The sequence below is a fragment of the Paenibacillus sp. FSL W8-0919 genome, from assembly GCF_038003785.1.
GTDB classification, from domain to species: domain Bacteria; phylum Bacillota; class Bacilli; order Paenibacillales; family Paenibacillaceae; genus Paenibacillus_AQ; species Paenibacillus_AQ lactis.
In genome coordinates this window covers 642109-669016 of record NZ_JBBOPV010000001.1, presented here as the reverse complement: position 1 = coordinate 669016, position 26908 = coordinate 642109, and the positions used below count along the sequence as shown (strand labels likewise).

Annotated in this window: 26 protein-coding genes; 18 read left to right on the top strand and 8 right to left on the bottom strand. The window is 53.7% G+C overall.

Going from position 1 to position 26908, the window contains the following annotated elements:
- Positions 1 to 112 precede the first annotated feature (112 nt).
- The 4 genes from NST44_RS02850 to NST44_RS02835 all read right to left on the bottom strand — a co-directional run bounded on the left by NST44_RS02850 (position 113) and on the right by NST44_RS02835 (position 3252).
- Positions 113 to 763 (bottom strand): amino acid ABC transporter permease, encoded by a 651-nt coding sequence (locus NST44_RS02850; protein WP_007130583.1) that lies wholly within the window; start codon positions 761 to 763, stop codon positions 113 to 115.
- Between the two features lie 65 nt (positions 764 to 828).
- On the bottom strand, positions 829 to 1482 hold the full coding sequence (locus NST44_RS02845) for an amino acid ABC transporter permease (RefSeq protein WP_040738847.1): 654 nt from the start codon (positions 1480 to 1482) through the stop codon (positions 829 to 831).
- A 132-nt stretch (positions 1483 to 1614) separates the two neighbouring features.
- Positions 1615 to 2424, bottom strand: coding sequence for an ABC transporter substrate-binding protein (locus tag NST44_RS02840; protein ID WP_007130581.1), 810 nt, complete (start codon positions 2422 to 2424; stop codon positions 1615 to 1617).
- 99 nt (positions 2425 to 2523) lie between these two features.
- On the bottom strand, positions 2524 to 3252 hold the full coding sequence (locus NST44_RS02835; protein WP_040738845.1) for an amino acid ABC transporter ATP-binding protein: 729 nt from the start codon (positions 3250 to 3252) through the stop codon (positions 2524 to 2526).
- 192 nt (positions 3253 to 3444) lie between these two features.
- Here NST44_RS02835 and NST44_RS02830 point away from each other — a divergent pair, with 192 nt between their 5' ends.
- Entirely contained in the window at positions 3445 to 4632 is a 1188-nt protein-coding gene (locus tag NST44_RS02830; protein ID WP_340897768.1) for an acyltransferase, read from the top strand.
- Between the two features lie 157 nt (positions 4633 to 4789).
- Here the strand turns inward: NST44_RS02830 and NST44_RS02825 are convergent, their stop codons facing one another.
- Entirely contained in the window at positions 4790 to 5323 is a 534-nt protein-coding gene (locus NST44_RS02825) for an AAA family ATPase (RefSeq protein ID WP_340897767.1), read from the bottom strand.
- Between the two features lie 302 nt (positions 5324 to 5625).
- Here NST44_RS02825 and NST44_RS02820 point away from each other — a divergent pair, with 302 nt between their 5' ends.
- From NST44_RS02820 to NST44_RS02775, 10 genes are all read left to right on the top strand, one after another.
- Positions 5626 to 7251, top strand: coding sequence for a cellulase family glycosylhydrolase (locus tag NST44_RS02820; protein ID WP_340897765.1), 1626 nt, complete (start codon positions 5626 to 5628; stop codon positions 7249 to 7251).
- A gap of 25 nt (positions 7252 to 7276) precedes the next feature.
- A complete protein-coding gene (locus NST44_RS02815; protein WP_340897764.1) occupies positions 7277 to 7741 on the top strand; it encodes a pyridoxamine 5'-phosphate oxidase family protein in 465 nt (154 codons plus the stop codon).
- A 337-nt stretch (positions 7742 to 8078) separates the two neighbouring features.
- The gene (cspD, locus tag NST44_RS02810) at positions 8079 to 8279 is read left to right on the top strand and encodes a cold-shock protein CspD (protein ID WP_006207896.1); all 201 of its coding nucleotides are present in this window, start codon (positions 8079 to 8081) and stop codon (positions 8277 to 8279) included.
- A 175-nt stretch (positions 8280 to 8454) separates the two neighbouring features.
- A complete protein-coding gene (locus tag NST44_RS02805) occupies positions 8455 to 8697 on the top strand; it encodes a cold-shock protein (protein ID WP_028404717.1) in 243 nt (80 codons plus the stop codon).
- Between the two features lie 187 nt (positions 8698 to 8884).
- A complete protein-coding gene (locus NST44_RS02800) occupies positions 8885 to 9058 on the top strand; it encodes a hypothetical protein (protein WP_007130574.1) in 174 nt (57 codons plus the stop codon).
- 275 nt (positions 9059 to 9333) lie between these two features.
- Positions 9334 to 10332 (top strand): ABC transporter permease, encoded by a 999-nt coding sequence (locus NST44_RS02795; RefSeq protein WP_340897726.1) that lies wholly within the window; start codon positions 9334 to 9336, stop codon positions 10330 to 10332.
- Between the two features lie 22 nt (positions 10333 to 10354).
- Positions 10355 to 11236 (top strand): carbohydrate ABC transporter permease, encoded by an 882-nt coding sequence (locus NST44_RS02790; protein ID WP_007130572.1) that lies wholly within the window; start codon positions 10355 to 10357, stop codon positions 11234 to 11236.
- A gap of 170 nt (positions 11237 to 11406) precedes the next feature.
- A complete protein-coding gene (locus NST44_RS02785; protein WP_007130571.1) occupies positions 11407 to 13080 on the top strand; it encodes an extracellular solute-binding protein in 1674 nt (557 codons plus the stop codon).
- A 223-nt stretch (positions 13081 to 13303) separates the two neighbouring features.
- Positions 13304 to 15235, top strand: a complete 1932-nt coding sequence (locus NST44_RS02780; RefSeq protein ID WP_340897723.1) for a cache domain-containing sensor histidine kinase — start codon at positions 13304 to 13306, stop codon at positions 15233 to 15235.
- Complete coding sequence (locus NST44_RS02775) at positions 15210 to 16793, top strand: response regulator (protein WP_340897721.1); 1584 nt, start codon at positions 15210 to 15212, stop codon at positions 16791 to 16793. The genes NST44_RS02780 and NST44_RS02775 overlap by 26 nt, the downstream gene beginning before the upstream one ends.
- Before the next feature lie 180 nt (positions 16794 to 16973).
- On the opposite strand, the gene NST44_RS02770 is transcribed toward NST44_RS02775, so the two are convergent.
- Together NST44_RS02770 and NST44_RS02765 are read right to left on the bottom strand one after the other, a co-directional pair.
- Entirely contained in the window at positions 16974 to 17126 is a 153-nt protein-coding gene (locus tag NST44_RS02770) for a hypothetical protein (protein WP_007130568.1), read from the bottom strand.
- 301 nt (positions 17127 to 17427) lie between these two features.
- Positions 17428 to 18297 carry an AraC family transcriptional regulator gene (locus NST44_RS02765; RefSeq protein ID WP_340897718.1) on the bottom strand — a complete coding sequence of 290 codons (870 nt, stop codon included), beginning with the start codon at positions 18295 to 18297 and terminating at the stop codon, positions 17428 to 17430.
- A 157-nt stretch (positions 18298 to 18454) separates the two neighbouring features.
- On the opposite strand from NST44_RS02765, the gene NST44_RS02760 reads away from it, so the two are divergent.
- Positions 18455 to 19849: an MATE family efflux transporter gene (locus NST44_RS02760; RefSeq protein ID WP_007130566.1), complete on the top strand. Its 1395-nt coding sequence runs from the start codon at positions 18455 to 18457 to the stop codon at positions 19847 to 19849.
- Positions 19850 to 20044: 195 nt separating this feature from the next.
- Here NST44_RS02760 and NST44_RS02755 read toward each other — a convergent pair whose 3' ends face one another.
- Complete coding sequence (locus NST44_RS02755; protein ID WP_340897714.1) at positions 20045 to 20377, bottom strand: hypothetical protein; 333 nt, start codon at positions 20375 to 20377, stop codon at positions 20045 to 20047.
- 565 nt (positions 20378 to 20942) lie between these two features.
- Here NST44_RS02755 and NST44_RS02750 point away from each other — a divergent pair.
- The 6 genes from NST44_RS02750 to NST44_RS02725 all read left to right on the top strand — a co-directional run bounded on the left by NST44_RS02750 (position 20943) and on the right by NST44_RS02725 (position 26869).
- Positions 20943 to 21935 (top strand): LacI family DNA-binding transcriptional regulator, encoded by a 993-nt coding sequence (locus tag NST44_RS02750; protein ID WP_213613200.1) that lies wholly within the window; start codon positions 20943 to 20945, stop codon positions 21933 to 21935.
- A 149-nt stretch (positions 21936 to 22084) separates the two neighbouring features.
- Positions 22085 to 23581 (top strand): glycoside hydrolase family 32 protein, encoded by a 1497-nt coding sequence (locus NST44_RS02745; protein ID WP_340897713.1) that lies wholly within the window; start codon positions 22085 to 22087, stop codon positions 23579 to 23581.
- Entirely contained in the window at positions 23578 to 24999 is a 1422-nt protein-coding gene (locus NST44_RS02740; RefSeq protein ID WP_007130562.1) for a sucrose-specific PTS transporter subunit IIBC, read from the top strand. The genes NST44_RS02745 and NST44_RS02740 overlap by 4 nt, the downstream gene beginning before the upstream one ends.
- A gap of 143 nt (positions 25000 to 25142) precedes the next feature.
- Positions 25143 to 25685 (top strand): RNA polymerase sigma factor, encoded by a 543-nt coding sequence (locus tag NST44_RS02735; protein ID WP_007130561.1) that lies wholly within the window; start codon positions 25143 to 25145, stop codon positions 25683 to 25685.
- Positions 25675 to 26496 (top strand): hypothetical protein, encoded by an 822-nt coding sequence (locus NST44_RS02730; RefSeq protein ID WP_340897710.1) that lies wholly within the window; start codon positions 25675 to 25677, stop codon positions 26494 to 26496. Before NST44_RS02735 ends, NST44_RS02730 begins: the two co-directional genes overlap by 11 nt.
- Before the next feature lie 4 nt (positions 26497 to 26500).
- A complete protein-coding gene (locus NST44_RS02725) occupies positions 26501 to 26869 on the top strand; it encodes a hypothetical protein (RefSeq protein WP_340897708.1) in 369 nt (122 codons plus the stop codon).
- Positions 26870 to 26908 lie beyond the last annotated feature (39 nt).

The following is a 26908-nucleotide window of genomic DNA, read 5'->3' as shown; positions in this document are numbered from 1 at the left end:
TTAGGTTTTCAAGGAATAGCCTTGGGGATCAAGAAGCAGCTTTGCGGTTTGCGAAGCTCCTGCCTCCTTGACGAAGGCTTCATCGGAGCAAGCGCCCAGGGTCTTCGTCTCCTTAAATCTGTCTGGCCTCGAGCCGTTTAGCAACCAGCGACAGCGAATAATTCAAGGTGAAGTAGAGCAGGGACGCAAATACAAGCGCCGGAATGACATAAGAGAAGCTGGATCCGCTTAGAATCTTTACGTTCCGCATCAGCTCCGGCAGCGAAATGATGATGGCCAGGGATGTGTCCTTTATCAGCGATATGAATTGGCTCACCATCGGCGGGGACATTCGGCGCAGCGCGAGCGGGAGGATAACATGCCGAAGCGTCTGCATGTAGGATAGACCCGAGGCGCGGGCTGCCTCGATCTGCCCCTTATCGACGGATACGAGACCACTGCGTACGATTTCGGAGATCATCGCCCCTTCGAAGATGCTCAGCCCGACGACCGCCGCCCAAAAGGTCGGAATGCGGATGCCGGCTTGAGGCAGAATCATGCCGATGAAAAAAATGATCAACAGGAGCGGCAGATTACGGATGGCATCCACGAGGATGGCGACCGTCCTCGAGACGAAGGCAACCCTCGTATACCTGACGGTTCCCAGCACGGTTCCGATGATAAAGCTGAATAGAATCGACAAGCCGGCAACCTGTACCGTAATCCAAAAGCCTTGAAGGAGATATCGCAAATTTGGCCAGGAATATGCGCCAATAAAATCCATCTTGTGCCACCTCCCTTATAGATGAGGATTTGCAAAATCCTGAGATCGGCAAGTTTCAAAAGATATCAGTTGCTTTTGGCAAAGCGCCGCTCCATGTAATGAACCGCCTGACTGAGCGGTATGGTCAGCAGCAGGTAGAACAGGGCAACAAGCGTATACACCGGAATACCCTTGAACGTTTTCAGATTGATGATGTCCGCGTAGTACATCAGGTCAAGACCGGCGATGACGGCCAGCACGGAAGAATTCTTCACGAGATTAATCATCTGGTTGCCGATTGCCGGCAGCACGATTTTGACCGCTTGGGGGAGAATAATGTAGCGCATGGTTTGAATATAGCTGAGCCCGGAGGAGCGTGCCGCCTCGGATTGTCCTGAAGGAACAGCCTGGATACCGGCCCGGATGGACTCCGCAACGAAAGCGGCAGTGTAGACGATTAAACCGAGCGTGCCGGCGGTAAAGGGTTCCATGGCGATCCCGAGCGCAGGGACCCCGAGGAAAAAGAAAAAAACGGTCACCAGCAGCGGAATGTTGCGGATGAACTCGACATAGACGGTCCCGACCACATTGAGTATGCGAAACGGAGCGATTCGGAGGATGGCAATCAAGGTGCCGAGAACCAAACTGCCGATCAGCCCGAGGAGGCTTGCGAGAACCGTCCGACCTAGGCCTGCCATAAAATCATCCCAATAATCGATCAGGATGCTGAAATCCCACAGGTTCAATGTTCCTCACCTCCGATAGGGGGATTAGGCCAGCGTCCGGTAAGGCTTAAAATCGCTCCCTCCCCCGATCAATAAAGAGGAGGGGCGGTATGCGCATACCTGGAACGCCTTGCATTCATGAGCGGATTATTCCGGCTTGATGCCCATCCACTGCTCATACAGCCTGTCATATTCGCCGCTTTCCTTCATTTCTTTAAGCAGCTCGTTGACGGTCTTCACAAACTCGGGATTCCCTTTTTTAATGGCCATGCCGTATGGCTCATCCGTAAAATTGCCGCCGACGAGCTCGTAATTCGGATCCTGCTTCTGCATACCGAGCAGAATGGAATTGTCGGTGGTCAACGCATCGCCTTGACCTGCCCGGAGCGCGGTGAAGGCATCCTGATAGTTCTCGAATTCCAGAATCTCGGCGTCCGGCGCTTTCTCGCGGATATTTTGCGCAGAGGTCGAGCCTTTAACGGTGAGCACTTTCGTGTCTTTGTTCAGACTCTCCAGTCCTGTGATCGGACTGCCCTTCTTCACGAGAAGCGACTGGCCGGCCTCGAAATAAACATCGCTGAAGTCGACCTGCTCCTTGCGTTCCTCCGTTATCGTCATGGTGGCGATGATAATATCGATATCCCCGTTTCGCAGCATGTCGATTCGGGTTTTGGAGGTGACTTCCTTCAGCTCGAGCTTGGTCTCGTCGCCCAGGATTTTTTTCGCGAGGGCCTTGGCCATATCGATATCGAAGCCCTCCACTTGGCCGGTAGCAGGGTCCTGCAGCCCGAACAGCTTCGTGTCGTATTTCACGCCCGCCACCAGCTTGCCGCGCTTCTTGATCGCCTCAAGCGTGTCAACCTCGCCTGAACTGCCGCAGCCCGCGGCGATCAGCATGATGATCAGCGACAGCACCGCCGCGCTCCACCTGAACGTTCTGGACAATTTTCTATTCATTTCGGATCCCCCTTCAAAATCAATGTTCTTCACGGTATCAATCATTAAGGTCATGAATGAATCATCCCGAGACCAAGGAAGCCTCGCTTGATTTTCGGGCTAATGATGCAGCAGCCGGCTTAGAAAGGTTCGCGCCCTCTCTTCGCGCGGCTGCGAGAAAAACTCGGACGCCGTAGCGTCTTCGATAATCTTGCCTTCATCCATGAAGACGATCCGGTCCGCCGCTTCCCGGGCAAACCCCATCTCATGAGTGACGATGACCATGGTCATGCCCTGGTGGGCAAGCGAACGCATGACGTCCAGCACTTCGCCGATCATCTCGGGATCGAGGGCCGAGGTCGGTTCGTCGAACAGCATGATTTTGGGATTCATCGTCAGTCCGCGGGCGATCGCCACGCGCTGCTGCTGCCCGCCGGACAGCTGGGAAGGATAGCTGTCCGCTTTATCCGCAATGCCGACGCGCTTGAGATAGGTCATCGCCTTGTCCGTGGCTTCGGCTTTGGTCATACCCAGCACCTTCATCGGTGCAAGAATGATGTTATCGATCACCTTTTTGTGCGGATACAGGTTGAAATGCTGGAATACCATCCCGATATCCCGCCGGAACCGGTTGATATCGATTCGCTTGTCATGCAGCCTGACGCCGTTTACAACGAGCTCGCCGTCCGTGATGCTCTCGAGCCGGTTGATGCAGCGCAGCAGCGTGCTTTTCCCCGAGCCGGACGGCCCGACGATGACCACGACTTCCCCTTGCGAAACGGTCAGGTCGATTTCTTTCAGAACGTGAAAGCTTCCGAAAAATTTGTTGACGCGTTTGAATTCGATCAGCAGAAATCTCCTCCTATTCGCTGAATGTTGAAATGCAGCCTGAGCCGGTTGTTGTCCAGACTTTCCTGCCAGGCTCTTTTTACACTGGTATGGCAAAGAATGCTTGTTCCATACCAAATTCAGAAAAATTTAAGTACCAAGGGGGTGTAACGTAGGCTATAATAGGGGGCGTTCGGAAAAGAGGGGAAATGAATGGAGAAACGCGCCAAACTTATGGAAATCGACCTGGTTCGAGGCTTTGCGATGATGGGCGTGCTGATGGTGCATGCGACATCGTTCGCGACGGTCCAGATGCGCGGGGACGATTTTTTTGGCTTATACAACTTTTTGAACATATTTTCTAAAGTCGGTACGACGACGTTTATTTTTCTGAGCAGCTTCGTGCTGTTTTACAACTACTATCACCGTCCGTTTCGGGGCAAAGACCTTGCCCGGTTTTACCGCAACCGGCTGATGTATATTCTGGTGCCGTATTTTATCTTCTCGGTGCTGTTTTTTACGGTGGCTTGGTACCATCGGGGAGGCGTGACCGACGTCTCTGCGATGCTGGATAGCTTCTGGCCTAAGCTGGCTACGGGAAAATCGTACACGCATTTGTATTTTATTTTCATCAACATTCAATTCTACTTGCTGTTTCCGCTGGTACTGCTCCTGCTGAAGCGCTTCAGGGGCTTTGCTGCCATCTGCGTACTGGTCGGGATCGTGCTGCAGTGGATTTTCTACTTGGGGAATGACGCGTGGTGGCATGTGACGAACCGAAACAGCTGGTCGCTGTCGTTTCTGTCATATTACTTCCTCGGTGCCTGGATGGGGATTCACTATGAGCGCGTCAAATCCTGGCTGACCGATGCCAAGCATGCTGCAAGGCCGCTGCTTCGAAGGTTCGGCTGGGCCGCGCTGTGGACAACGTGGATCGCCAGTGCGCTGGTTCATATCGGGCTGCGTTATAATCAGAGGCTGCATGGAATCGAGGTTCACCCGCTTGTCTATGACGCGTTCTGGAACGTGCATACGCTGACCACGGCGCTGGTCATGATGCAGACCGCTCTGCGCCTCGGCGGCAAGCGGAGCCTGCTGGTTCGCGGCTTTCGAAGAATCGGGGTGTATTCCTTCGGGATTTATCTGGTGCATCCGCTGGTGCTGCTCGTTTACCGGGACTATCGGCCGAAGACGGATAATTCCTGGTTTCTGCTCGCATGGTATGCTGGCGGACTGGCGGCGGCGCTGGTCGTCTCCTACTTGCTGGTGTACGGCATTCGCCGGCTCGGGGGCTGGACATGGGTCCTGTTCGGCAAGCTGCCGGGCCGGGAGCGTCCGGGCTCGGCGGGGTTACCGGCGCAAGCCGCTTCGACACCAGGCATTACCAAGGCGGCACCGTAAACGCTCAGGATTAGCCGCAGCTCTTCCCCAGGATGACATAAGCGGCTCGGTCCGTGGACAACAAATAAGGGGGGCTCCCGGCAGAAGGCATCTGCCAATGGGAACCACCCTTTTTGTGTCGTCCTACAAATGTGCTGTAGTTTTTTTCGTGCCGTTGTCATGAAAGCACTTGGAAACGGGGATCGACAAGGATCGCTTCCGCCGTTTCCTCGGGCCGCTTCAGCGTCGTATCGTACAGGAACCGGCGATTCGACGGCATGGATTCCAATTTGTCCAGCAAAAATAAGGAGCGTTCCAGGGAATCGATATCCCCTCTTGTTGTCAGCCTTTCGGCGATTTTCTCCTTGTCCGCCCGCAGCACAGCATATTTTAAGCTCACATCCAGGTCGGACAACTGCCCGCAAAACCACTCGAGCTCATCCTCTACGACAAAATCAATAACGACATTCAGGCCTTGGTGCAGCATATTTCGCGTTAGTGCCAGGATGTTCCTCCATGTTACGCTTAAGCGTTCATCCCATGAAAGCGGGAGCTCATGATGCAGCATGTGCAGCAGCAGATCGCCTTCAATCAGCACGCATCGTTCCACGCACGCTGCCAACATTTTTGATGTCGTTGATTTTCCAACGCCAAGCGGACCCGAAATCAAGTACAGCAGGTTGGGATTCGTTTCTTTTATCAAAGGGATCATCCTTTCCAAAGCGTGCGGCCGAAATTTACTTGGGGCTTGGCGCAATACAGCACATAAGCTGTTCAGTTTAGAAACCGTGTTCCGTTCGCTTACAGTATACCATGGCCTAAGAAAGCAGCGGCACGAAATTTCAGGATGCATCCCTGATTTTCGGCAGCGGAAGGATTGGCATCCCGGCCATCGTATAAAGTTTGGGTGTTATGCGTTACGAGCCGAAGGCATATCGCCGTATCATCAGAAGCGGCGGCAGGAAATCGGCAGTCAAGTACATTCGTTACAGACAAGAAAGCGGGGAGGATGACATGATGGGATTGAGCGGCAATTTATTGGTAAACGGTTTCATTCGTGCAGACGGCAAACGTCTTGTCAACGGGGAAGGACAAGAAATTTTGCTTCGCGGGGTAGGACTTGGCAGCTGGCTGCTGCCTGAAGGATACATGTGGAAGATGCCTGATCAGGGAGATCGGCCGCGGCGGATCGAGGCTATGGTGAAGGACCTGATCGGAGAAGAGAAAGCAGCGCTCTTCTGGGAGACTTATTACGACCGGTATATCGGCGAAGCGGATATTCGGCAGATCGCGGAGCAGGGCTTTAACTCCATCCGGCTCCCGATCAATGCCAGGGTTGTTATGGAGGAGGGGCAGCAGAAGCCTTTTCACTTCCATGAAGGCCATCTTCGGTTGATCGATCGGGTGATCGATTGGTGCAGGTCGTACCGGCTGTATGTTATTCTGGATTTACATGGAGCGCCCGGAGGACAGACCGGAGGGAATATTGATGATTCGGCGCGTGATCTGCCGGAGCTGTTCACTGATCCGCTGAATACCGAGCGGACGGTGGCGCTGTGGCGGATGCTGGCCGAGCGCTACAAGGATGAGTGGATCGTCGCCGGCTATGATCTCCTGAACGAGCCGCTGCCGGATTGGTTCAGCGAGTATAACGACCGGGTCATGCCGCTCTATCGGGAAATTACGGCAGCCATTCGGGAAGTGGATCAGCGGCATATGATCATTTTGGAAGGCGTGCACTGGTCGACGGATTGGCAAATATTCGACGATCATTTTGACGATAACCTGCTGCTGCAATTCCATAAATATTGGAACAATCCGGATACGGAGAGCATTCAGAAGTATTTGGATCACCGGGAGCGATGGAATGTGCCCATCTTTATGGGCGAAGGCGGCGAGAACAACCCTCAGTGGTATACGGGGGCGTTCCGGTTGTTCGAGGACCATAATATTTCGTGGAATTTCTGGACGTGGAAGAAGATGGACACAAGCAACTCACCGTACTCGATCCGCAGGCCGGAAGGCTGGGAAAAACTGACGGGCTATCTTGAGGGCGGAGTGAAGCCTTCCCAAGAAGAAGCCGAGGCCATCCTTCAGACGTACTTGGACAACCTTCCGCTGGAAGCTTGCGACGCCTATCCGAATGTATCGCGTTCGCTGTTCCGGCAGCTGCCGATCCAGATTCCGGCTGAATTTTACGGCTACCGCGGGGAAGGCGTTTCTTATCACGTTGGCACGAAGGCAGAAAGAAACATCGGGCTGCGGGTAAGCGACGGCGTCCCGATGCGGATGGTGACCGGCAAGGCCGAGAAGCCGAGCTACGCGCCGGAAGGCGGCAAGCCGTGGGAAACGGACAATCTGGTATGCGTGCAGCTGCAGGCAGGAGACTGGCTCGCCTATGAAGCTTTGTGCGCCCAAGCGGCTGCATACCAGCTCGATGTCCGGGCGCTGCTTCCGGAAGGCAGCGCAGAGTTAACGCTGCGGATCGGGGACAGGGAGCTGGGGAAGCTGTCTGTCAGCGGTGAAGGATGGCAGGTGTTCAGGCTTGCTTCGGAGCTTGTGGTCGAACAAGGGCCGGTCCATCTCGTGATCGACGTAAGCCAAGGTTGGGTCGAGCTGGATTGGGTGGAGTTTTCGTAAGAACAAGGAAGGAGAGGATGTCGCTGTGACGCAGAGGGCTTCAATCTCGGAAGGTTTATGCCAATGGCTGAACGGCCTGGAGCTGGAATCCAAGCAGCATACGGCAATGATGCTGCTGACCGTTACGGAGGATTTATGGCCGCATACCGCCATGGTCAGCGCCGGGGAGGTGCTGGCACTAACCCGGAGCACGATCCGGATCGCGCTGTGGCCGGGCACGGTAACGATGGGCAATATTCTTCGTTCCGGCCAAGCTACGTTGGTCGCCATTCATGAGGGGGCGGCCCACTACGTGCGGCTTGCGCTGCGCGCACTTCCGGATGTGCCGGACGCCCGCCATCCCCGGCAGCGATTTAGCGCCGAGGTTGTGGCGGTTCGGGAAGACCGGGCGAAGTATGCGGATATCCTGTCCGCCGTTACGATCCGGCTGCATAACCCGAATGACGTGCTGGAGAGATGGCGGGAGACGCTTCGGGAGCTTCGGCAATAATGGCAATAATACGGCCCTTTCGATGAAGATATACAGCTGCAAGAAATCCCCGGCGGTAAAACCGGGGGTGTCTTGCTTCGGTCTTCAGAGCGGATAAAACGCGGCGATTGCCCGTCAGATCGGGCTTGCGCACCGGTTCATTATGGTGTACGATTATTTTTTCAAATTATTTGCTATCGAAGCGCAGATGTGGTAAGATATGAATATCGAAATCGACCTGAATTCACATATTGTAGAGGGTTGTCATTTCAGATAACCTTGTGCAATATGTGAATTTTTTTATTCCGCTTGCGAAGAAAAAAAGGTCATGTAAATACAAATCAAGGAGGATTCCCCCATGCAAACAGGAACTGTTAAATGGTTTAATGCTGAGAAGGGCTTCGGTTTCATCGAAGTTGAAGGCGGAAACGATGTATTCGTTCACTTCAGCGCGATCCAAGGCGATGGCTTCAAGACGCTGGACGAAGGCCAACGCGTTGAGTTCAACATCGTTGAAGGCAACCGTGGACCACAAGCTGAGAACGTTGTAAAACTGTAAGTACGAGCGAGGACTGCCCTTAATGTGTCACATTAAGGGCAGTCCTCTTTTCGTTTTTCAACAAAAGCAGGATGTTCAGGGGTTCCTGCGGAGGCGGGCTGTCTTGCAGCCAAGCGTCCATTTGCAGGAGAGTTGTTTTTCGATTTCTAACGACAAGCACAAGGAGGAGCGTTATATGTATTCGCGTAAAAACTCGATGGAAAGTATTCCTGAGGAAATTACGGAAGTGTGGGCATGCACGAAGGAAGACTGCAAAGGGTGGATGCGGGACGATTTTGCGTTCGACACGGAGCCTGTGTGCCACTTGTGTCATTCCCCTATGGTCAAGGAAACGAGAAAGCTTCCCCAGCTCATCAATACGAACAAACAGCAGAAATCGCTCAGCAAGGGAATCCAGATTAACGGAAGCAGCAGCTAATACCCAGAGATAGAGCCGGAAGAAGGGAGAGCGTGGGTTCGCTCACGTAATGCTCCAATACCTGGAAATTCGGCCGAAACTGATTCATCGGATGGAGTTTGGTTAGGTAATACACATGTCCCTGTCATTGGTTCAGATTTTTGGACGAATCTGCAGGGGTGTAATTATTTAAAGGGAGTGAATCATATTGAACACGCATACCGAGGTACTCAAGCGCAACATCGACAACATGATCATTCAGGATAACCAAGGAAGCCTCAATGATCAGGAAAAATTCATCATGCAGAAGCTGATGCGCGAGAAGTTTCAGCAAGAGCATGAGAGCAAGCATGAGCAGCGCGAGCAGGAGAAATCGGAGTAACCGAATGACAGCAGCTTAATATATATTGAGAACATGAGCGAGAGCGAGCATTAGCTTCCCGCTCATGTTTTTTTGTGCGCAATTTTATTGTTCGACGACCCCGGCACGCAATGCTGAATGAGTCTAGCAAGCCGGATTCCCGAAATCACCCGAAAAATGAGCACCCCGAAACGAAATCTGAAACCTTACGAGGGCATGTCGTGTGGGACTACAATATAGCTAAAGATTTGAAAGGGTTTACAAAAATAGAGAGACTCAACCTGGAGGTCATAACCATGCGCAATCAACCCCATGCCGAACCTGCAGCAGAGACCGGAGCGGGCCGGGCGCCTGCGCCGCCCCTTGAGGACGGGAGGAAGCTTGCCCGAAGCCGATGGCTCAAGAAGCTTTACAGCCAGCGGCATCTGCAGATCATGGCGCTGCTTGGCGTCATCTGGATGATTATTTTCAACTATATCCCGATGTACGGCGTCATCATCGCCTTCAAGGAATTCAACATCATCAAGTCCATTGGCGAGGCCCCTTGGGTAGGACTGGATCATTTCAGGGAATTTTTCTCTAACGACGATTTTAAAACAGTTATGCGAAATACGCTCGGGATCAGCTTGCTGAAGCTGTGCATCGGGTTTCCGCTGCCGATCATTTTCGCGTTGTTTCTGAATGAAATCCGTTCGTTTCGCTACAAGCGGACGATCCAGACGATATCGTATTTGCCGCACTTCATCTCCTGGGTTATCCTGGGCGGCATTCTGATGACCTGGCTTGCCGACACCGGCGTCATTAACAAAATCCTGCTCGCGCTGAACATGATTGATCAGCCGATTACGTTCCTGGCTGAGCCGAAGTATTTCTGGGGCATCGTCATTACGTCGGATATTTGGAAGGAGCTCGGCTGGTCCGCGATCATCTACCTGGCGGCCATCGCCAGCATCTCGCCGGAAATGTACGAGGCTTCCACGATCGACGGAGCGGGGCGCTTTCAGAAAATGTGGTATATCACGCTTCCGAGTATTAAGGCGACCATCTCCATTCTGTTAATCCTGGCCGTTAGTGGTGTGCTGAGCTCCAACTTCGACCAGATCCTGGTGCTTCGCAACCCGCTGAACGAAAGCGCAAGCAACGTCATCGACATCTTTGTTTACCATACGGGCTTGCAGAACGGGCGCTATTCCTACGCTCAAGCTGTTGCGCTGTTCAAGTCGGTGATCGCGATCATCCTGCTGCTGATTGCCAACCGGGTTACCAAAAAACTGAACGATACATCCCTGTTCTAACGAAAGGAGGCAGCGGCAAACGATGTTTAAACGCAAAACAAAGGGCGAAGCCATCTTCGACATGTTCAACAATTTCGGCATGCTGATCGTATGCTTTCTGACCATTTACCCGATCTGGTACGTGCTGGTCAATGCCTTCAACGACGGGCAGGACGCCATGCGCGGAGGCATTTACTGGTGGCCGAGGGAGTTCAGTCTGCAAAATTTTGAGGCCGTCTTCCAAAGCTCCGGCATCATGACGGCCATGGGCGTTACGGTCGCCAAGACGGTCGTCGGCGTTTTTGTCCACGTCCTGTTTACGGCGATGGTAGCCTACGCATTCTCCCGCAAGGGGCTGATCGGCGGCAAGTTGTATATTTTTCTCGGTACGGTCACGATGTTCTTCACCGGCGGGCTCATTCCGACGTACCTGCTGATCAAGGATCTCAATATGCTGGACAGCTTCCTGGTGTACATCATTCCCGCCATGTTCAGCTTCTTCGACCTCATCATCTTCATGACGTTCTTCCGGGAAATTCCGGACGGGCTTGAAGAAGCGGCGAAGATCGACGGGGCGAACGATTGGTCGATCTTCCTGCGGGTCGTGCTGCCGGTCTCGATGCCGGTCATCGCCACCATCGCCCTGTTCCACGGCGTGTACCAATGGAACGACTATTTCACGGGTGTGATCTATATCAACAACACGGATCTGCAGCCGATCCAGACCTACTTGTACAAGGTCATCGCGCAGTCCAGTTCGAACCAGATGATGGCCCAGGTGCCGGGAGGCATCTCCAAGACGGTGACCTCGCAGTCGATCAAAATGGCGACTATGGTCGTGACGACGCTTCCGATCGTGTTCGTCTACCCATTCCTGCAGCGTTATTTCGTCAAAGGGATGATGATCGGCTCCATCAAGGGTTAAACCGTAATCGGCCGCGGAGCGCCAGGGCATGTATGCAGCAAGGGCGGCGCTTCCGGACGGCCGGCGGGGCAACCGCTGGAGGTACTGCCGAAGCAAGGGTAGTTTCTCTTGCCACTCCTGGCAAGGGTTCTATATAATCATATCTCTAAATAAGAAAAGGGGAAAAACACATGAGCAAGATGCTTAAGCCAAAGAGCCTTCTGCTGTTGATGTTCGCGCTGGTCATGGCCTTTACGACAGCATGCTCGTCCGGCGGCGATAACAAAAACGCCTCCGAGAAGGAAGGGGAGCAGTCGCCTCCTGCAGAGGAAGTGAAGCTGACCCAGGACGATCCGGGCTGGAAGGTGGACACATCGCCGATCACGTTCGACTGGTACATCAACTTCGCCTGGTTCCCGAACAAATGGGGAGAGGACATCACCTCCCAATACGTAACGGAGAAAACCGGGGTTAACATCAACTTTATCGTCCCTGCCGGCAATGAGACCGAGAAGATGAACACGATGATCGCCTCCGGCACGCTTCCGGATTTCATCACGCTGGACTGGAACAATGACGCGGTTAAGAAAATGATCGAGGGTGAGCTCGTCCTGCCGCTGAATGAGCTGGCGGAGCAATACGATCCGTATTTCTTTAAAGTAACCGATCCCGGGAAGGTATCGTGGTATACGAAGGACGACGGCAACATCTACGGCTATCCGAACGCGTCCTCTTCGCCGAAGGATTACGAGAAGTTCAGCGACAACATCACGTCCAACCAGACATTCCTCGTGCGCAAGGATATGTACGAGGCGCTCGGCAAGCCGGATATGCGCACGCCTGAAGGTTTCTTGAAAGCGCTTGAAGATGCAAAGAAGATGTTCCCGGACGTGAACGGGCAGCCGCTGATTCCGCTTGGCCTGCACGACTTCCACGAGAAGGGCAACTATTCGCTAGAGAGCTATATCCAAAACTTCCTGGCGATCCCGCTGGAGAAGGACGGCAAGCTGTATGACCGCTCCACCGATCCGGAATACGTGAAATGGCTGAAGACGCTGCGCCAGGCGAATGAGAAAGGGCTGCTGTCCAAGGATATCTTCGTGGATAAGCGTCCACAGATGGAAGAGAAGATTGCGCAAGGCCGCTATTTCGCGATGCTGTATCAGCGCAGCGACATGGCTAACCAGCAGAACGTGCTTTACGCGAACGATCCGAACTCCGTATATATTGCGGTAGACGGACCGGCCAACTCCAATCTGGATCAGCCGACGCTGTCGGGACCATCGATCTCCGGCTGGACGTTAACGCTGATCTCCAAGGATGTTAAAGACAAAGCGCGCGCCATCCGCTTCCTGAGCTATTTGATCTCCGAAGAAGGACAGCGCGACCTGTATCTCGGCAAGCAAGGCGTTACTTGGGATACGATTGACGGCAAGGACCAGTTCCTCCCTGAGGTTGTGGAGCTGCTGAACAGCGACCGCGGCGCGTTTGACAAAAAATACGGCGCGTCCCACACCTTCTGGATGATGATGGACACGAACATGACTCCGGCATGGGCGCCTCCGGCCGTCGAGCCGTTCAAGCAGATGGAAGACTGGACGCGCGGCAAGGCCCACAGCTTCTCGCAATTTGATCAGCTTGATCCGGACGGCAGCTCCGAGGAAGGGATCATTAACGACAAGGTTCTGACGGAATGGGGCAAGACGCTGCCGAAGCTGCTGCTCTCCTCCTCAGATGCGGAGTTTGACCAAGCATGGAACGATTACTTGGCTAAACGCGAGTCGCTCGGATTTGCGAAAGTGCAGGAATACAGACAGAAAGAATACGAGGAGAATGTGAAAAAGCTTGAGGAATTCCTGAAATAATGAAAGGAACCCTCTTGAGGTGAACGGCTGCTACTATTTGCGGCGAGGTTGACGCTAACTAGTTGCTCCAATAGATGCGAAGGTACCCTATTTCATTTGATGTCGAAATAGGGTGCCTTTTGGCATGTCAAGCGATATGATAGGAGCATATCCGGCTTGTCGCAGGAAGAGCGTCAGTTTCACGATGGAAGCGCGGACGTTAACGAAACAGGAAGTGACCGTCATGAGAAAACGATGGGTGCAGCTAATTTCATCCTTTATGTACTGGGTCGGGCGCAGGTCCATGCAGAGCCGCCTGGTGGCCGCCTATATATTGATTTTGCTCATTCCGAGCATCATCGTGTCGAATTACTTTTTTCAACAGATTCGGGATACGTATATCAGCGATGCGCTGAACCAAAACACGTTCCTGCTGGAGACCGAGAAGATGAACATGCAGAGCCAGATCGAGTCGATCGAGATGGCGGCGCAGCTTGCGATCTCTGACCAGGCCATCAAGGATTACCTGGGGATCGAGGAGGAGCTCAGCTCGGCTGCGCTGATGGAGGTGGCGTGGGGGCCGTCCAAGGACATCCAGCGGATTCAGACGAATAATCCTAACATCGCACACCTCCGCTTGTTCACCGGCAATGAGCATGTCATGGAAATGTGGCCGATTATATTCAAGGAGAGCCGCATTGCCGCGGAGCCCTGGTTCGCCCCGATGAAGTCGCAAGGCGTTAGCGAGCTGTGGGTATTCAATCACCGGGATCCGGACATTCTTCAGCGCTACGCTACAGACGTGCCCGAGGAGCAGCCGAAGGTGTCCCTGATCCGGCGGGTCGGAAGCGGTGCCGAGGACGGGCTTATTCAGGTCGATATGCTGCTTAAGTATTTCGCGCCGAAGACGTTCGGAGGGATTCATGATACCGGCTCGCAGATGGTGATCGTGGATCGGGACGGCCAGTTCTTCATGGATCGCAGGCAGTCCTTCATGACAAGCCGCGAGGGGCTGAGAGACGAGGTCGAGACTCAGTTCAAGAAGCTCCTAAAGGAGGAAACCGATCCTGAATCGGACCGCATCGTCCATTCCCGGTTCAGCGTGGACGGGGCGTCGTACCTGCTCATCGCCGCGCCGGTGGAGCGTTTGCAGGCACATGTGCTGAATGTCGTTTCCCTGGAGGGCGCGTTAAACAATGTCTCCAAGGCACAGTGGCAGATCATAGCGGCGAACGTGATCCTGATCATTTTGCTGTCGTTCATCACGTACTATTTGAACTCGATTATTTTGAAAAATTTGCGGCGCCTGACCGACACGATGAAGAAGGTCCGCAAGGGCGAGGTTTCCTCCGGTATCGATATCCGGGGCGGCGGCGAGGTCGGCGAGCTAGCGCATCATTTCAATAAGCTGATCCGCACGATTAATGAGCTGATTGCTCAAGGGATCCGGAAGCAAGCCGTCACGAAGGAAGCAGAGCTCCGAACGCTGCATAGCCAGATCGACTCGCATTTCCTGTACAACACGCTCGAAAATATCAAGATGCTGGCCGAAATCGAGGGACAGCGCACGATCTCGGATGCGTTAACCTCGCTGGGCGGCATGATGCGCTACAATTTCAAGTGGTCGGGGGAATACGTCAAGCTGAGGGATGAAATCCGCCATATTCGCAATTACATTGATGTTATGAATATCCGGTACGATGAGCCGATTGAGTTTGAGCTTAATATACCTTCGGAATTCATGGAGCTGGAGGTGCTGAAGATGTCGCTGCAGCCGATCGTGGAAAATGCGGTGAAGCACGGCTGGCCGGACGGCTCGGCCGAAGCGAAGCGGATCCAGATCGATGTGGTGGCCTGGGAGGAGGACCGGATTACGATTTACGTGAAGGATAACGGGGTTGGCATCGAAGCCTACCGTCTGGGCAGGCTACGCGAAATTTTGCGCACGGTGCATGATGAGGATCTTCCGTCCGGAGATTACGGGCGAGGCGGGCACCAGGCCGGAGGCATCGGGCTCCGGAACGTGCATCAGCGGATCAAGCTGTTCTACGGGAATGAATACGGCTTGGACGTGAATAGCGAAGCAGGCGGGTTTACGCTGGTGACGATGACGTTTCCGAAGGTGTTGTTAACGGGAGGAGGAGGCGGACATGAGAAATCTGTTGATCGTGGATGACGAGAAGAACATCCGCTTCGGATTGAAGATGATGATCGAGCGGGAGTTCCCGGAGGCGTACGATATCCGGATGGCTTCGCAAGGGGAGGAAGCGCTGCAGCTGCTTCGCGCCCAGCCGGCGGACATCGTGATAACCGACATCCGAATGCCGGTCATGGACGGCATCCGGCTAATCGAGTCGCTGGCCGAGCTGGAAGGAACGGGGGCAGCCAAGCCGGTCGTGCTGATCCTGAGCGGCTATGAGGACTTCGAATACGCAAAGGCCGCGATCCGGTATCAGGTGAAGGAATATCTCCTGAAGCCGATCCGGCGCGAGGAGCTCTTCGCCGCCCTTCGCAAGACGGAGGAAGCGCTGATTCGGCAGGCCGAAGTGGACAGCCGCATGGCCGCCACCGACGTGTATCTGCAGCAGCTGCAGTCTCACCGTCTCAAGGAGCTGCTGGAGCAGCCGGAGGATACCGACATTGATTTGGCGGCAGCAGCCGAATCGATCGGCTTCGAAGCGTACGTCAAGCCGTTTCGGGTGGCTGTCATGAAATATAAGTACGAAGACGGCAACACGATGAACAAGGATGAGCTGAAGCAGCTCGTGGAGAAAATGATGGAATCCGTCGAGGGGCGGATCAGCGCCAGCGTTTTGGACGGCCGGGGGAGGCTCGTGCTGGTCGGCAGTCCCGATGGGCAGTTCGAGAAGCTGGCGCGGCAGTTTGCGGAGCGGGAGATGGACGGATTATTCGTCGGCATCAGCCGGGAAGGCTCCCGGATCGAGGATGTCCGGATCTGCTACAATCAGGCGCTCCTCGCGCTCAGCTACACCTTCATTCAACCGAACATCCGGCTGATGAATCATGAGGACATAAACGGCGAGCTGCGCAGCTATCCGATGCCGGAGGAGGATATCCGCAAGCTCGGCAATATGCTGGGCACCGGGCGCGACCGGGAGATCAAGACGCTGCTGCTGGATATTTTTCATATCGGGGATATGCCGCATGTGGATATCGCTTATCTGGAGCGCGTCGGCAAGCAGATCAATGAGCAGGTGCTCGATGAAGTTTTCCGCGTATACGGGGAGTCGATGGTCGAGGTGCTCAAGCTCTACCGGAGGGTAGGGACGATGGATAATTACCGTCATTTTCATGCGTATTACCGCAGTCTCGAGCACCTGCTGCTGAGTGTGAACGAATATATTCAAGGCATCCGGTCCGCTCATAGCGAGCATTCCGAGATGAAGGCAGCCATCGCTTATATGGAAGAGAACTATCACCGACCGCTGAACATGGCGATGGTCAGCAATCACGTGTCGCTTAATTATTCGTATTTCAGCGAGGCATTCAAAGCCCATACGGGCGAAAACTTTGTCGCTTATTTGAAGAAGCTGCGGATCTCGCGGGCCAAGGCATTGCTTCAGGACGGGGCGATGAAGCTGGCCGATATCGGCAAGGCGGTCGGATTCGAGAACACGAAGCAATTCTCGCGCGTGTTCAAGGAGCTGGAAGGCATATCGCCGCATGAATACCGCATGAAGCTGCAGGCTGACGCGGAGCTGGGGCGGGGATAGAGAAGTGGAGTCGCTCCGTCCCTTGCCATGCTGAGGATTCAAAGCATCTCGTCACTAAACGTCAAAAAAAGACACCTTGAACGCTCTTCACGGCCACGGTACTTTCCGGGGCACAGACGTCCAGGTGTCTTTCGTATATATGGGATCATGTGGCCATAATCCTTAAATGCATGGATGTGATTATTTCGAGGTCGTTTCCAGAGAGGACAGCGTCATTTCCATCTTGCGGGTAATTTCTCTCTGCCATTTCACATCGCCAAGCTGGATGGCAAGATTCAGCAGATCCAGGTAATCGTCAATCTGCAGTGAACAACGGCGGGAAGTCGTTTTCATAAGACCATCGGCTCTCCTTTATAATTCAACTCCTCAAGCAGGAAAGGCGGTCATGGAGGCGGCCTTGCCAGCAGCGGATGTTCCGGACCCGCACGGATGTCTGTCTGAGCCCTCCACGCTTATTGCCCTATAGAACTAACTGCTTGCATCCACCGCTACAGCAGCCAGGCGGCCGCTTTCGTCCATTCTCAGCTCATTCTCACTTGTCCGGTAATGATAATCATTATCATGTAACTAATGTTTATTATAAAGACTTCCCGCGTAATTGCAAGTGATTTTCCTATCCGGCATCAAAAAAACATTAACTCATAAAGAAACGCTGCCTGTACTTTCGAGGCGAGATCCCTTCCTGCTTGGTGAAGCAGGAGGTGAAGTAGGCCCCATGGTTAAACCCCACCTCTTCGGCGATGCGGCTGATGCTCAGGTCCGTCTGAAGCAGCAGCAGCTTCGACTGCTCGATCCGGTAGCGCTGCAAATATTCGACGGGAGAGCAGCCGTATTCCTTCTGCATGCAGCGTGCGATATACACCGGATGGAAATTGATCCGGTCCCCTAGCTGCTGCACCTTGAATTCCTCCTTGTAGTGCTTCCGCAAATAAGCGGCGGCCCGTTCGGCGCAGGCGGAGGAAGGCGTGGAGACCGGTGCATCCAGGGCGGCGGCAAGCTGCTCGATCAGCTCCTGAAAGACGACCTGCTGCCGCCATAGGAATTTGGCCTGCTGCCCATGCTGGACCAAGGCGTTTAGCGTGGCCAGCAGCTCCGCCGCCTTCTCCGGCTGCGGGAGGCTTCCGAATTGCGGGATTTTGACGGAAAAATAGTTCGGCGTCATCGCCTTCAGCTCCACGATGTCTTCTCTTCTCGAAGCATCGCCGGATTCCTCCGCGCTCCATGGCCCCGACGACTGAAAGTGCAGCCAGTAATAATCGGTTTCCTCCGTGCAGCCTCTTGTACCGAAGTGATGGGTGTCGGGACGCAGAATAAGGAACATGCCCTGCCTGATTTCATAGGGATGGCCGTTCTCGGTCACGTCAAGCTGCCCCTTGACGACGACGAGCAGGTCGAAGATGCCGATGTTTTTACGGTTCGGATGCCCTCCATTCACGGGGGCACGGGTGAGTCCGCTATGAATATAGACCGGCAGCGGCGGAACGGTAAAATTCAGGATCGTCATAAAGAAAGCCCTTTCGTGATGAGTGAGGTTGGATTTTTTATAATTTACGTTCGGATACTGATATTATAACCCTAGTATACCATCTATAATTTGAAAAGGTTATCGCCGTTTGAAGCGAATTGGGCGTGTAACCCTTACATCATGGGTGGAGGTTGGAATGTTGGATAAAGATACGAAAAAATTTACGCTATGGGTTCTGGCATGGCCCATATTTATAGAGCTGTTCCTGCAGTTTTTGCTGGGAGCGGTGGATACATTGATGGTCAGCCGCATTTCCGATGACGCGGTAGCGGTGGTCGGCTTCTCGAACCAGCTGTTCCAGGCGATGACGACGCTGTTCATGACGGTGGCGAGCGGTGCGGGGATTCTGATCGCGCAGAAGATCGGCTCGTATAAAACGGGCGATGCCCGGACGATCGGCATCATGGCGGTGAGCGTCACGACCTTGATCGGCCTGGTGTGCAGCGTGATTCTGTTCGCCATGCCTGAGGCGATTGCTTCCATGCTTCAGCTGCCGGACCGGCTGCTGCCGCTTGCCGGAACCTATATCTCGATTGTCGGCGGGGGCATGGTGCTGATCGCCATGATGGCAACGATGAGCACCGTCATTCGCAACACGGGCAATACCCGCGGACCGATGTACGTGGCGATCGGCATGAACGTTATTCATGTCATCATGAACTACGGCTTTATTTTCGGCGCCTTCGGCTTCCCGCAGTGGGGCTTGACCGGGGTGGCGATTTCAACGGTGGCCAGCCGGCTGCTCGCGGTGCTGATGCTGCTGTACATGTTCCTGCGCGCGTTCGAATACAAGATCAAGTGGAAGGAGTTTCGGGTGTTTGACCGTCCGCTGTTCGGCGAAATTTTAAAGATCGGCTGGCCGCTCGGCATCAATATGTCCTGCTGGGTATTCTCGCAGCTGGTCATCTACTCGTTCATCGCTCAGCTAGGGGCAGCGGAGCTTGCGGCGCGTACGTACATGAACACGCTGGAATCGTTCTGCTTCCTGCTCGGCTCCTCCATTGCGATGGCGGCCCAGATCCAGATCGCGCATTTGTACGGGGCCGGCCGGACCCGGGAGGCGTACCGGAGCGCATATCGTGCGCTCGGCATCGGCGCAATTTACGTGATCGTCAATGCGTTCGTGCTGTATGTGTTCGGCAAGCAGCTGCTCGGACTGTTTACGGATGACAAGACGATCATTGCGATCGGCGCGTCGCTGCTCGGCATGAATCTGATCCTTCAGCCAGGCAAAATGCTCAATATGGCGCTCGGCAACTCGCTAAATGCAGTGGGCGATACGCGGTTTACGATGTATATCTCCCTCGGCTCGATGTGGATCGTCGCAACGGTCCTGTCCTACGTACTGGGGATCTATATGGGATGGGGACTCATCGGCATTTACTCCTGCATGATTGCCGATGAATACTTGCGGGGCGTCTTATCCTATTTCCGCTGGCGGGGACAGAAGTGTCTGCGCAAAGCGGAATCGCAGGCACCTGCGGATTCCGTGAAAATGCCAGGGGAATCGGTGGCAGCCGCCGGAGTGTAGCGTATAAATCATTGTGCTGCAAGCGTAGAGGTAGAAAGAAGATTGCAATTGTTTTAGTTGGCGGGGGTTGGCCAAAAAAGTGTCCCAAAGTCATCGTGAAGACTTTGGGACACGATTTTTTTAGAGAGGCGATTGCATCAGGCGGGCTTTTTCTTTTATACAATTTAAATCTTCATCTCTACATAAACCATCGTTTCAACGAATTAGATAAGCTCTATCCTTTTCCAATTGGTCAGGATATAAATCCATAAAAGTGTTAAAATCCAATTCTTCATTTGGTAGTGAAGAGATAATGTCCGATATTTCCAATTGTAAGTTGGTATATTTATTGTTATCTAAGATAATGCAGAAGGTAATATCCGTACATAAATGTAATGCTTGAAATAACTCTTTTATCTCTTTAGCCTGATTTCTTTTTGGGTCAGAAGAGACAAAATCGCAGGAGCATTGGTTGGTAATATCATAATAGTACTTCTCTGGATGTTTATGTTCCACACCCTGTGTTATGTCCCTAATATAGATATTCATGTCGATGAATTTCCCGATAATAGAATCTGGGATACTACGATCTATTACAATATGCATAAAATAACACATAGCTGCCTCCTATTTAAAAGATGAGGTGGATCATGATCAGCATCTGTTTTGGCGTTATCTGGGTTAAGAACCGGATGCTATCATTACCTAGAAAGGTACAGCAGCACACGAGTTCCTCTTTTTCCATCTAACTTACATAACAGTTTGAAATTGATAAATGTTACATCCTTGGAGTAAAAATTTCCATTCTAATAGACCGTGTTTCGATCCATCCTTGGTATGAACAGTTACAAAGTTGGAGAATGGGGCAGGGAAGAGAGAGGGAAGCCGCATTGAGAGCGCGCTCAAGGAATTTGGTTTTGAAGCTCAAATAAAATTCAAGGTAACTCCCGTTACAGCTAAGTTTTTGCCGCCAAGCCCCCTTAGTTTCCCGCATCCCTGCCTGCATGTTATATTTAGGGGAAACAGAGGATGAAGGAGAGAGTACTGTGTGCAGACATATCGCAACCATTCTCGGGGCTGGACAGGCCGTTGACGTCATGGGTGGAGGACAAGAATGAACACTACCATTTCAGATATCGCCAAAATCGCAGGCGTGGCCAAGAGCACGGTGTCCCGTTACCTGAACGGCGGTTCCGTCAGCGAGGCTACCCGGCGGAAAATCGAGCATGTCATCAAGGAAACGGGCTACATTCCAAACTCCTTCGCCCAAAGCTTGAAGGCCAAGAAGACGAGCATGATCGGCGCGATCGTACCCCGGCTGGATTCCTTCGCCGCATCTCAGACGGTGACGGGCATGGATGAGGAGCTGAGGGAGAACGGCTACCAGCTGCTGATTATCAATACAAGCCAGAATCTATCGCGGGAGATCGAGGCCCTGTATGATCTGGCAAGGCAAAAAATATCGGGGATCGTCCTGTTCGCTACGCAGATTACGGAATCCCATTTGACGGCGATCGAGGAAATCGGGATCCCGGTCATTTTTCTCGGTCAGCAGCATGAGGATGTCCACAGCATTATTTATGACGATTACACGGCGGGGTATGAGATCGGCCGATATATTTTAGCCAAAGGACACCGGGATATCGCTTATTTGGGGGTAACCGAGAAGGACGTGGCCGTTGGGGTGCGGCGCAAGCATGGATTCCAACAAGCGCTGAAGGAGCAGGCCGGCGCCTCGGCCGATTTTTATGAGAGCGGGTTTAGGATGTCGGCAGCGGTAGAAGCGGCTTCCCGTATCCTGGATAACCGGGATCGGCGTCCGACGGCCATCGTATGCGCAACGGACAATATTGCGCTTGGAGTGATGAAGGCGGCGCATATGCGGGGAATCCGGATTCCGGAGGATATTTCGGTTACCGGCTTTGGGGGCTACGATGTGACTGAAGTGATTCATCCGGGCCTCACAACGGTTAAATATGGCTACGCAGCGGGGGGACGTCTGGCCGCGCGTCAAGTCATGAAGCTTGTCCAAGAGGAATCCGTCGACACCCTGACGGTACTGGATTATGAATTTATCGAGCGCGAAAGCGTTGACAATATCGAATAGAATCGATTATACTCAAATCATCGGAACCGGTTCCAAAGCGTTGAAACACTTTGGAACTGCGTCCTTTATTTTTACCTCGGGTTGGAACCGGTTCCACTACAATGTCGCTGTTGTGATGTTGTTAAGAACAGACCAGTAAGGAGAAGGATATGAACAGAGAACAGAAATACCGCCGCCTGGAACAGGCTTCTCCCGAAGAAATGTCCGCCTTGAGGAAGAAGGTGGAGGATAGCGGCTGGAGGCAGACGTATCACATTCAGCCGATCACCGGCCTTTTGAACGATCCGAACGGGTTTGCTTATTTTGCAGGTGAGTATCACCTGTTCTATCAGTGGTTTCCGCTCGGAACCTACCACGGGCTCAAATATTGGTACCACACGGCATCGAAGGATTTGGTCTTTTGGCGCAATGCCGGAATCGCGATCGAGCCGCAGGATCCGCATGATTGGTATGGCGCCTACTCGGGGAGCGGTATCGTGAAGGACGGCAAGCTGCACTTGATGTACACGGGAAATACCAGGGATCGGGACTGGAACAGACGCTCCTTCCAGTGCATGGCCGTCATGGATGCAGCGGGAGCTGTCACCAAGCTTCCCGAGCCTCTCATCGATCATGTGCCGGAAGGATATACCGAGCACTTTCGCGATCCGAAGGTGTGGAAGGATCCCGATCTGTACCGCTGCGTCATCGGCGCCCAGAGGGAGGACGCCACCGGGACCGCCGTCATGTATGAGTCTTCGGATTTGCTCAATTGGCGCTTCGCCGGGGAGATCAAGACCGGGCTGAAGCATTTCGGCTACATGTGGGAATGCCCCGATTATTTTGAGCTCGATGGCCAGGGGGTTCTTCTCTTCTGTCCCCAAGGGATAGAGCCTGATGGGGATCGCTTCCGGAATGTCTACCAATCCGGTTACCTGGTCGGCAAGCCGCTGAACCGGGAGACGCTGGATTTTGAACACGGTGCCTTTCATGAGCTGGACAGAGGCTTTGATTTCTACGCGCCGCAGACGATGGAGGATGATCAGGGGCGCCGGATCTTGGTCGCCTGGATGGGGCAGGCGGAGATCGGCTACCCGACGGATTCGCACGGCTGGGCGCACTGCCTGACGCTGCCGAGGACGCTGGAGCTTCGGGACGGCAAGCTGGTGCAGCAGCCGGTGCGGGAGCTGGAGAAGCTGAGAAGAGAGCGCCGCGAGGTACAGGACATCCTAACGAATGAGAAAAAGTCATATGCAGGCGTGAGCGGAACCGCATTCGAGCTGATCTGCGAATTTGCCGATGTGAACGCCGAATCCGTAGGCATCGAATTTCGGGCCGGTGAAACGGAGCGTACCGTCATTCATTATGACTTCGAGCGGCAAATCCTGACGCTTGATCGCTCGGAGGCCGGTGAGAGGATCGACAGCAAGTACGGCTCGACCCGGTCATGCAGAGTGCAGACGAAGTCCCTCAAGCTCCATTTGTTTGTGGACACTTCCTCGGTGGAGTGTTTTATCAACGACGGGGAAGAAGTGTTTACTAGTCGTATTTTTCCACACCCCGACAGCACGGGCATTCGGTTTTTCGCCAATAACGGCAGTGCCGGCTTGAAGGTAGCCAAATGGGATTTGGCGCAAGCCGTAAATGATATGGAAGGGAATGAATGAGCATGGCAGCTAATAACCGCGAGATTGCTAAGCAGGTCGTTGAAGCCATCGGCGGCAGGGAGAACATCGCTTCCTTTGCCCATTGCGCCACCCGGCTTCGCATTATGGTTCATGATCAGCAGAAGATCGACCAGAAGAAGGTCGAGAATATCGACAAGGTGAAAGGTGCATTTTTCAACTCCGGCCAGTATCAGATCATCTTCGGCACCGGTACCGTCAACCAAATCTTTGAAGAAGTTGAGAACCTTGGGCTGGAGAGCACAAGCAAAGAAGAGCTGAAATCCGAAGCGAAAAAATCGGGCAATGCGCTTCAGCGCGCGATCCGCACATTTGGCGATGTATTCGTTCCGATCATCCCGGTATTGGTCGCTACGGGACTGTTCATGGGGCTGCGGGGCCTCTTGACCCAGGAGACGGTGCTCGCCTGGTTCGGGATGGCGCCTGACGATATTTCGGCTAATTTCCTGATGTTCACCCAGGTGCTGACCGATACGGCGTTTGCGTTTTTGCCTGCCCTTGTCGCTTGGTCGACCTTTAGAGTATTCGGCGGAAGCCCGGTGCTCGGCATCGTGCTGGGATTGATGCTCGTCAACCCGGCCCTGCCTAACGCTTATAGCGTGGCTAACGGGTCCGAGGAAGCACTTATTATGTTTGGTTTTATCCCGGTGGTTGGCTATCAGGGATCGGTTCTGCCGGCATTTTTCATGGGGCTGCTCGGGGCGAAGTTCGAGCGTTATCTGCGAAAGCGCATTCCTGAAGCGATCGATCTGATCGTGACGCCATTCGTCACGCTGCTGGTGATGATCATTCTCGGCCTGTTTGCGATCGGCCCGATCTTCCACTCGCTTGAAGACGTCATCCTGAGCGCGGTCACGTATCTGCTGGATCTTCCGTTTGGCATCGCCGGACTGTTGATCGGCTTCTTCAATCAGATCATCGTCGTGACGGGGGTTCATCACATCTTTAACTTCCTGGAAATCCAGCTGCTGGAGCAGACGGGAAGCAATCCGTTCAACGCGATCGTTACCAGCGCGATGGCGGCTCAAGGCGCAGCCTGCCTTGCCGTCGGCATGAAGACGAAGAACAAGAAGCTGAAGGCACTTTCCCTGCCATCTTCGTTCTCGGCATTTCTCGGCATTTCGGAGCCGGCCATATTCGGGGTGAACCTGCGATATGTGAAGCCTTTTATCATGGGTCTGATCGGCGGGGGCATTGGAGGCTTCATGGCTTCGATCTTCCACTTGAAGGCAACCGGCATGGCGATTACAGTTATTCCGGGGACGCTCCTGTATCTGAACAGCCAGCTGCCGCTCTACATTTTGTGCAACCTGACGGCGATGGCGATTACCTTCGTGCTGACCTGGATGTTCGGCTTTAACGATAAAATGCTGGACGACTTGAAGACGGAAGCGAAATAACAAACACGAAAAGGGTACTGTGACTGCACTGCAAGCATGGTATCCTTTTTTTGTCATGAGAAAAAAATAATAAATCGAAAACTTTTCGCAGCCATGCCGGGGTATCTTAAGTGATTGGCCAATTGGAAAGGAGGCAGGCGCGGTTGGTACACGACCTGATACAACGATTACAACAGGAATATAGTGACGAGCTGTTCGAACAGCTATACCGGCTGTATGCGGATCGGGCGATCCGAACGGCAACGGCGATCACCGGCAGCGCGGCGAGCGCCGCGGATGTCGTCCAGGAGACCTTTATCCGGGTATACCGCAATTTGGGGATGTATGATCTGAGCAGACCGTTTGACCCTTGGTTTCACCGGATTCTCTATAACGAATGCAACCGTTATTTGAAGAAGCATGCGAGGATGGTACCTTCGGAAATTTCGGAGGAGACGGACCTTCCACCTGAGACGGACACTTACGAATTTGACCGCCACGGCGATGTTTATGAGATGGTGCAGCGGCTGGATGACGAGCATCGGATCCCCATCGTGCTGAAATACTTGAATGATCTGGCGGAGAAGGATATCGCGGACATGATGGAGCTGAACGTTAATACGGTGAAATCAAGATTGTTCAAGGCGCGGAAGAAGCTGAAGGAATGGATGCTGCAGAGACAAGGAGGGAGTCAGCATGGGACGTGAGCCATGGGAGAAAGAGTTGAAGGACGGCCTGGAAAAAGGGACGGAGGACGCGATGAAGCAGCAGGATGAAATATGGGCGTCGATTAAGAAGCGGATTGACAGCGAGCGCGCATCGCAGTCTTCGGAGCCGGCCGCGGTGCCGTTCGCCCCGCGGAAGACGAAGGCGCGCCGTTCGGGAAGAAAGACGGCCGGCTGGATGGTCGGAACGGCCGCTGCGGCGGTGATTGTGCTGGCATTAAGCGTTCAGACGCCGCCGGTGCAAGCATTTATCGACCAGGTGAAAGAGTGGTTCGCTCCCCAGAAGACGGTGGAGCAGGAGCTGGAAGGGTCGCCGGAGACGAGCGTGGATTCCCTGCATGAGAGCGCCGATTATGTCATCTATATTGACGAAAGCCGGTTCAAGATGATTCAAGGCGAAGGCGTGGATCGGATCGAGCCGGTTCATAAGCCGGAGGATGACCGCTATCCGGAAGTGTACATGGAGATCTCGCAGGACCAAGAAGCACCGAAGGCGGTATCCGAACGGCTGGAAGCCGAGCTGTCGGATCAGCCGAAGGTAGAGGCGGAAGCCATTCAGGAGCCGGTTAACGGCTTCGAAGTCCGGGCGGTAGGCGGGACGGGCGGCAAGGAATGGAATGATCCGATCGTGCGCTACTATATTTTCGATAACGGACAGGGCGGAAGCTTTGTGGTGAAGCAGCAGTATTTCCTTGAAGCGGCCGAAGGCTACGGGGCGCGTTTCCACAATATGATGAAGGAGTTCCACATTACGACGAATGCCGGGGAAAAACAGGCAGGAGAAGGAGAATAAAGAGATGAGAAATTTCAGCTTGGTGCTGGCTGCGAGCACTCCCGACGCTTCGTTAAAGGATGTTCCGTTCGTCGGCAAGACGATGGACGACATCCGGGCGCGGCTTGGGGAGCCTAAGACGACGGGCAAAGCCGGCGGCACCGCAACATGGCAGTACGACTTCGCCAAGGAGGGCTACCGGTACCCGGAGAAGGCCGTATCGGTCGATGTCCAAGGCTTGTCGAACGGCAGCATGAAGGAACAGCTCTTTGTGACATTCGGGGAGGACGGGACCGTGCAGTCTGCCTCGCTGTACTATATGGCGGATGGGGAGATTATGGAGTATCGGGTAACGGAAGACGGAGCCGTTGAGGAGCCTGCCGGGAGAGATTGAGATTGATCTGACGGGACAATGGGCGGCGGGGGTTCAGGT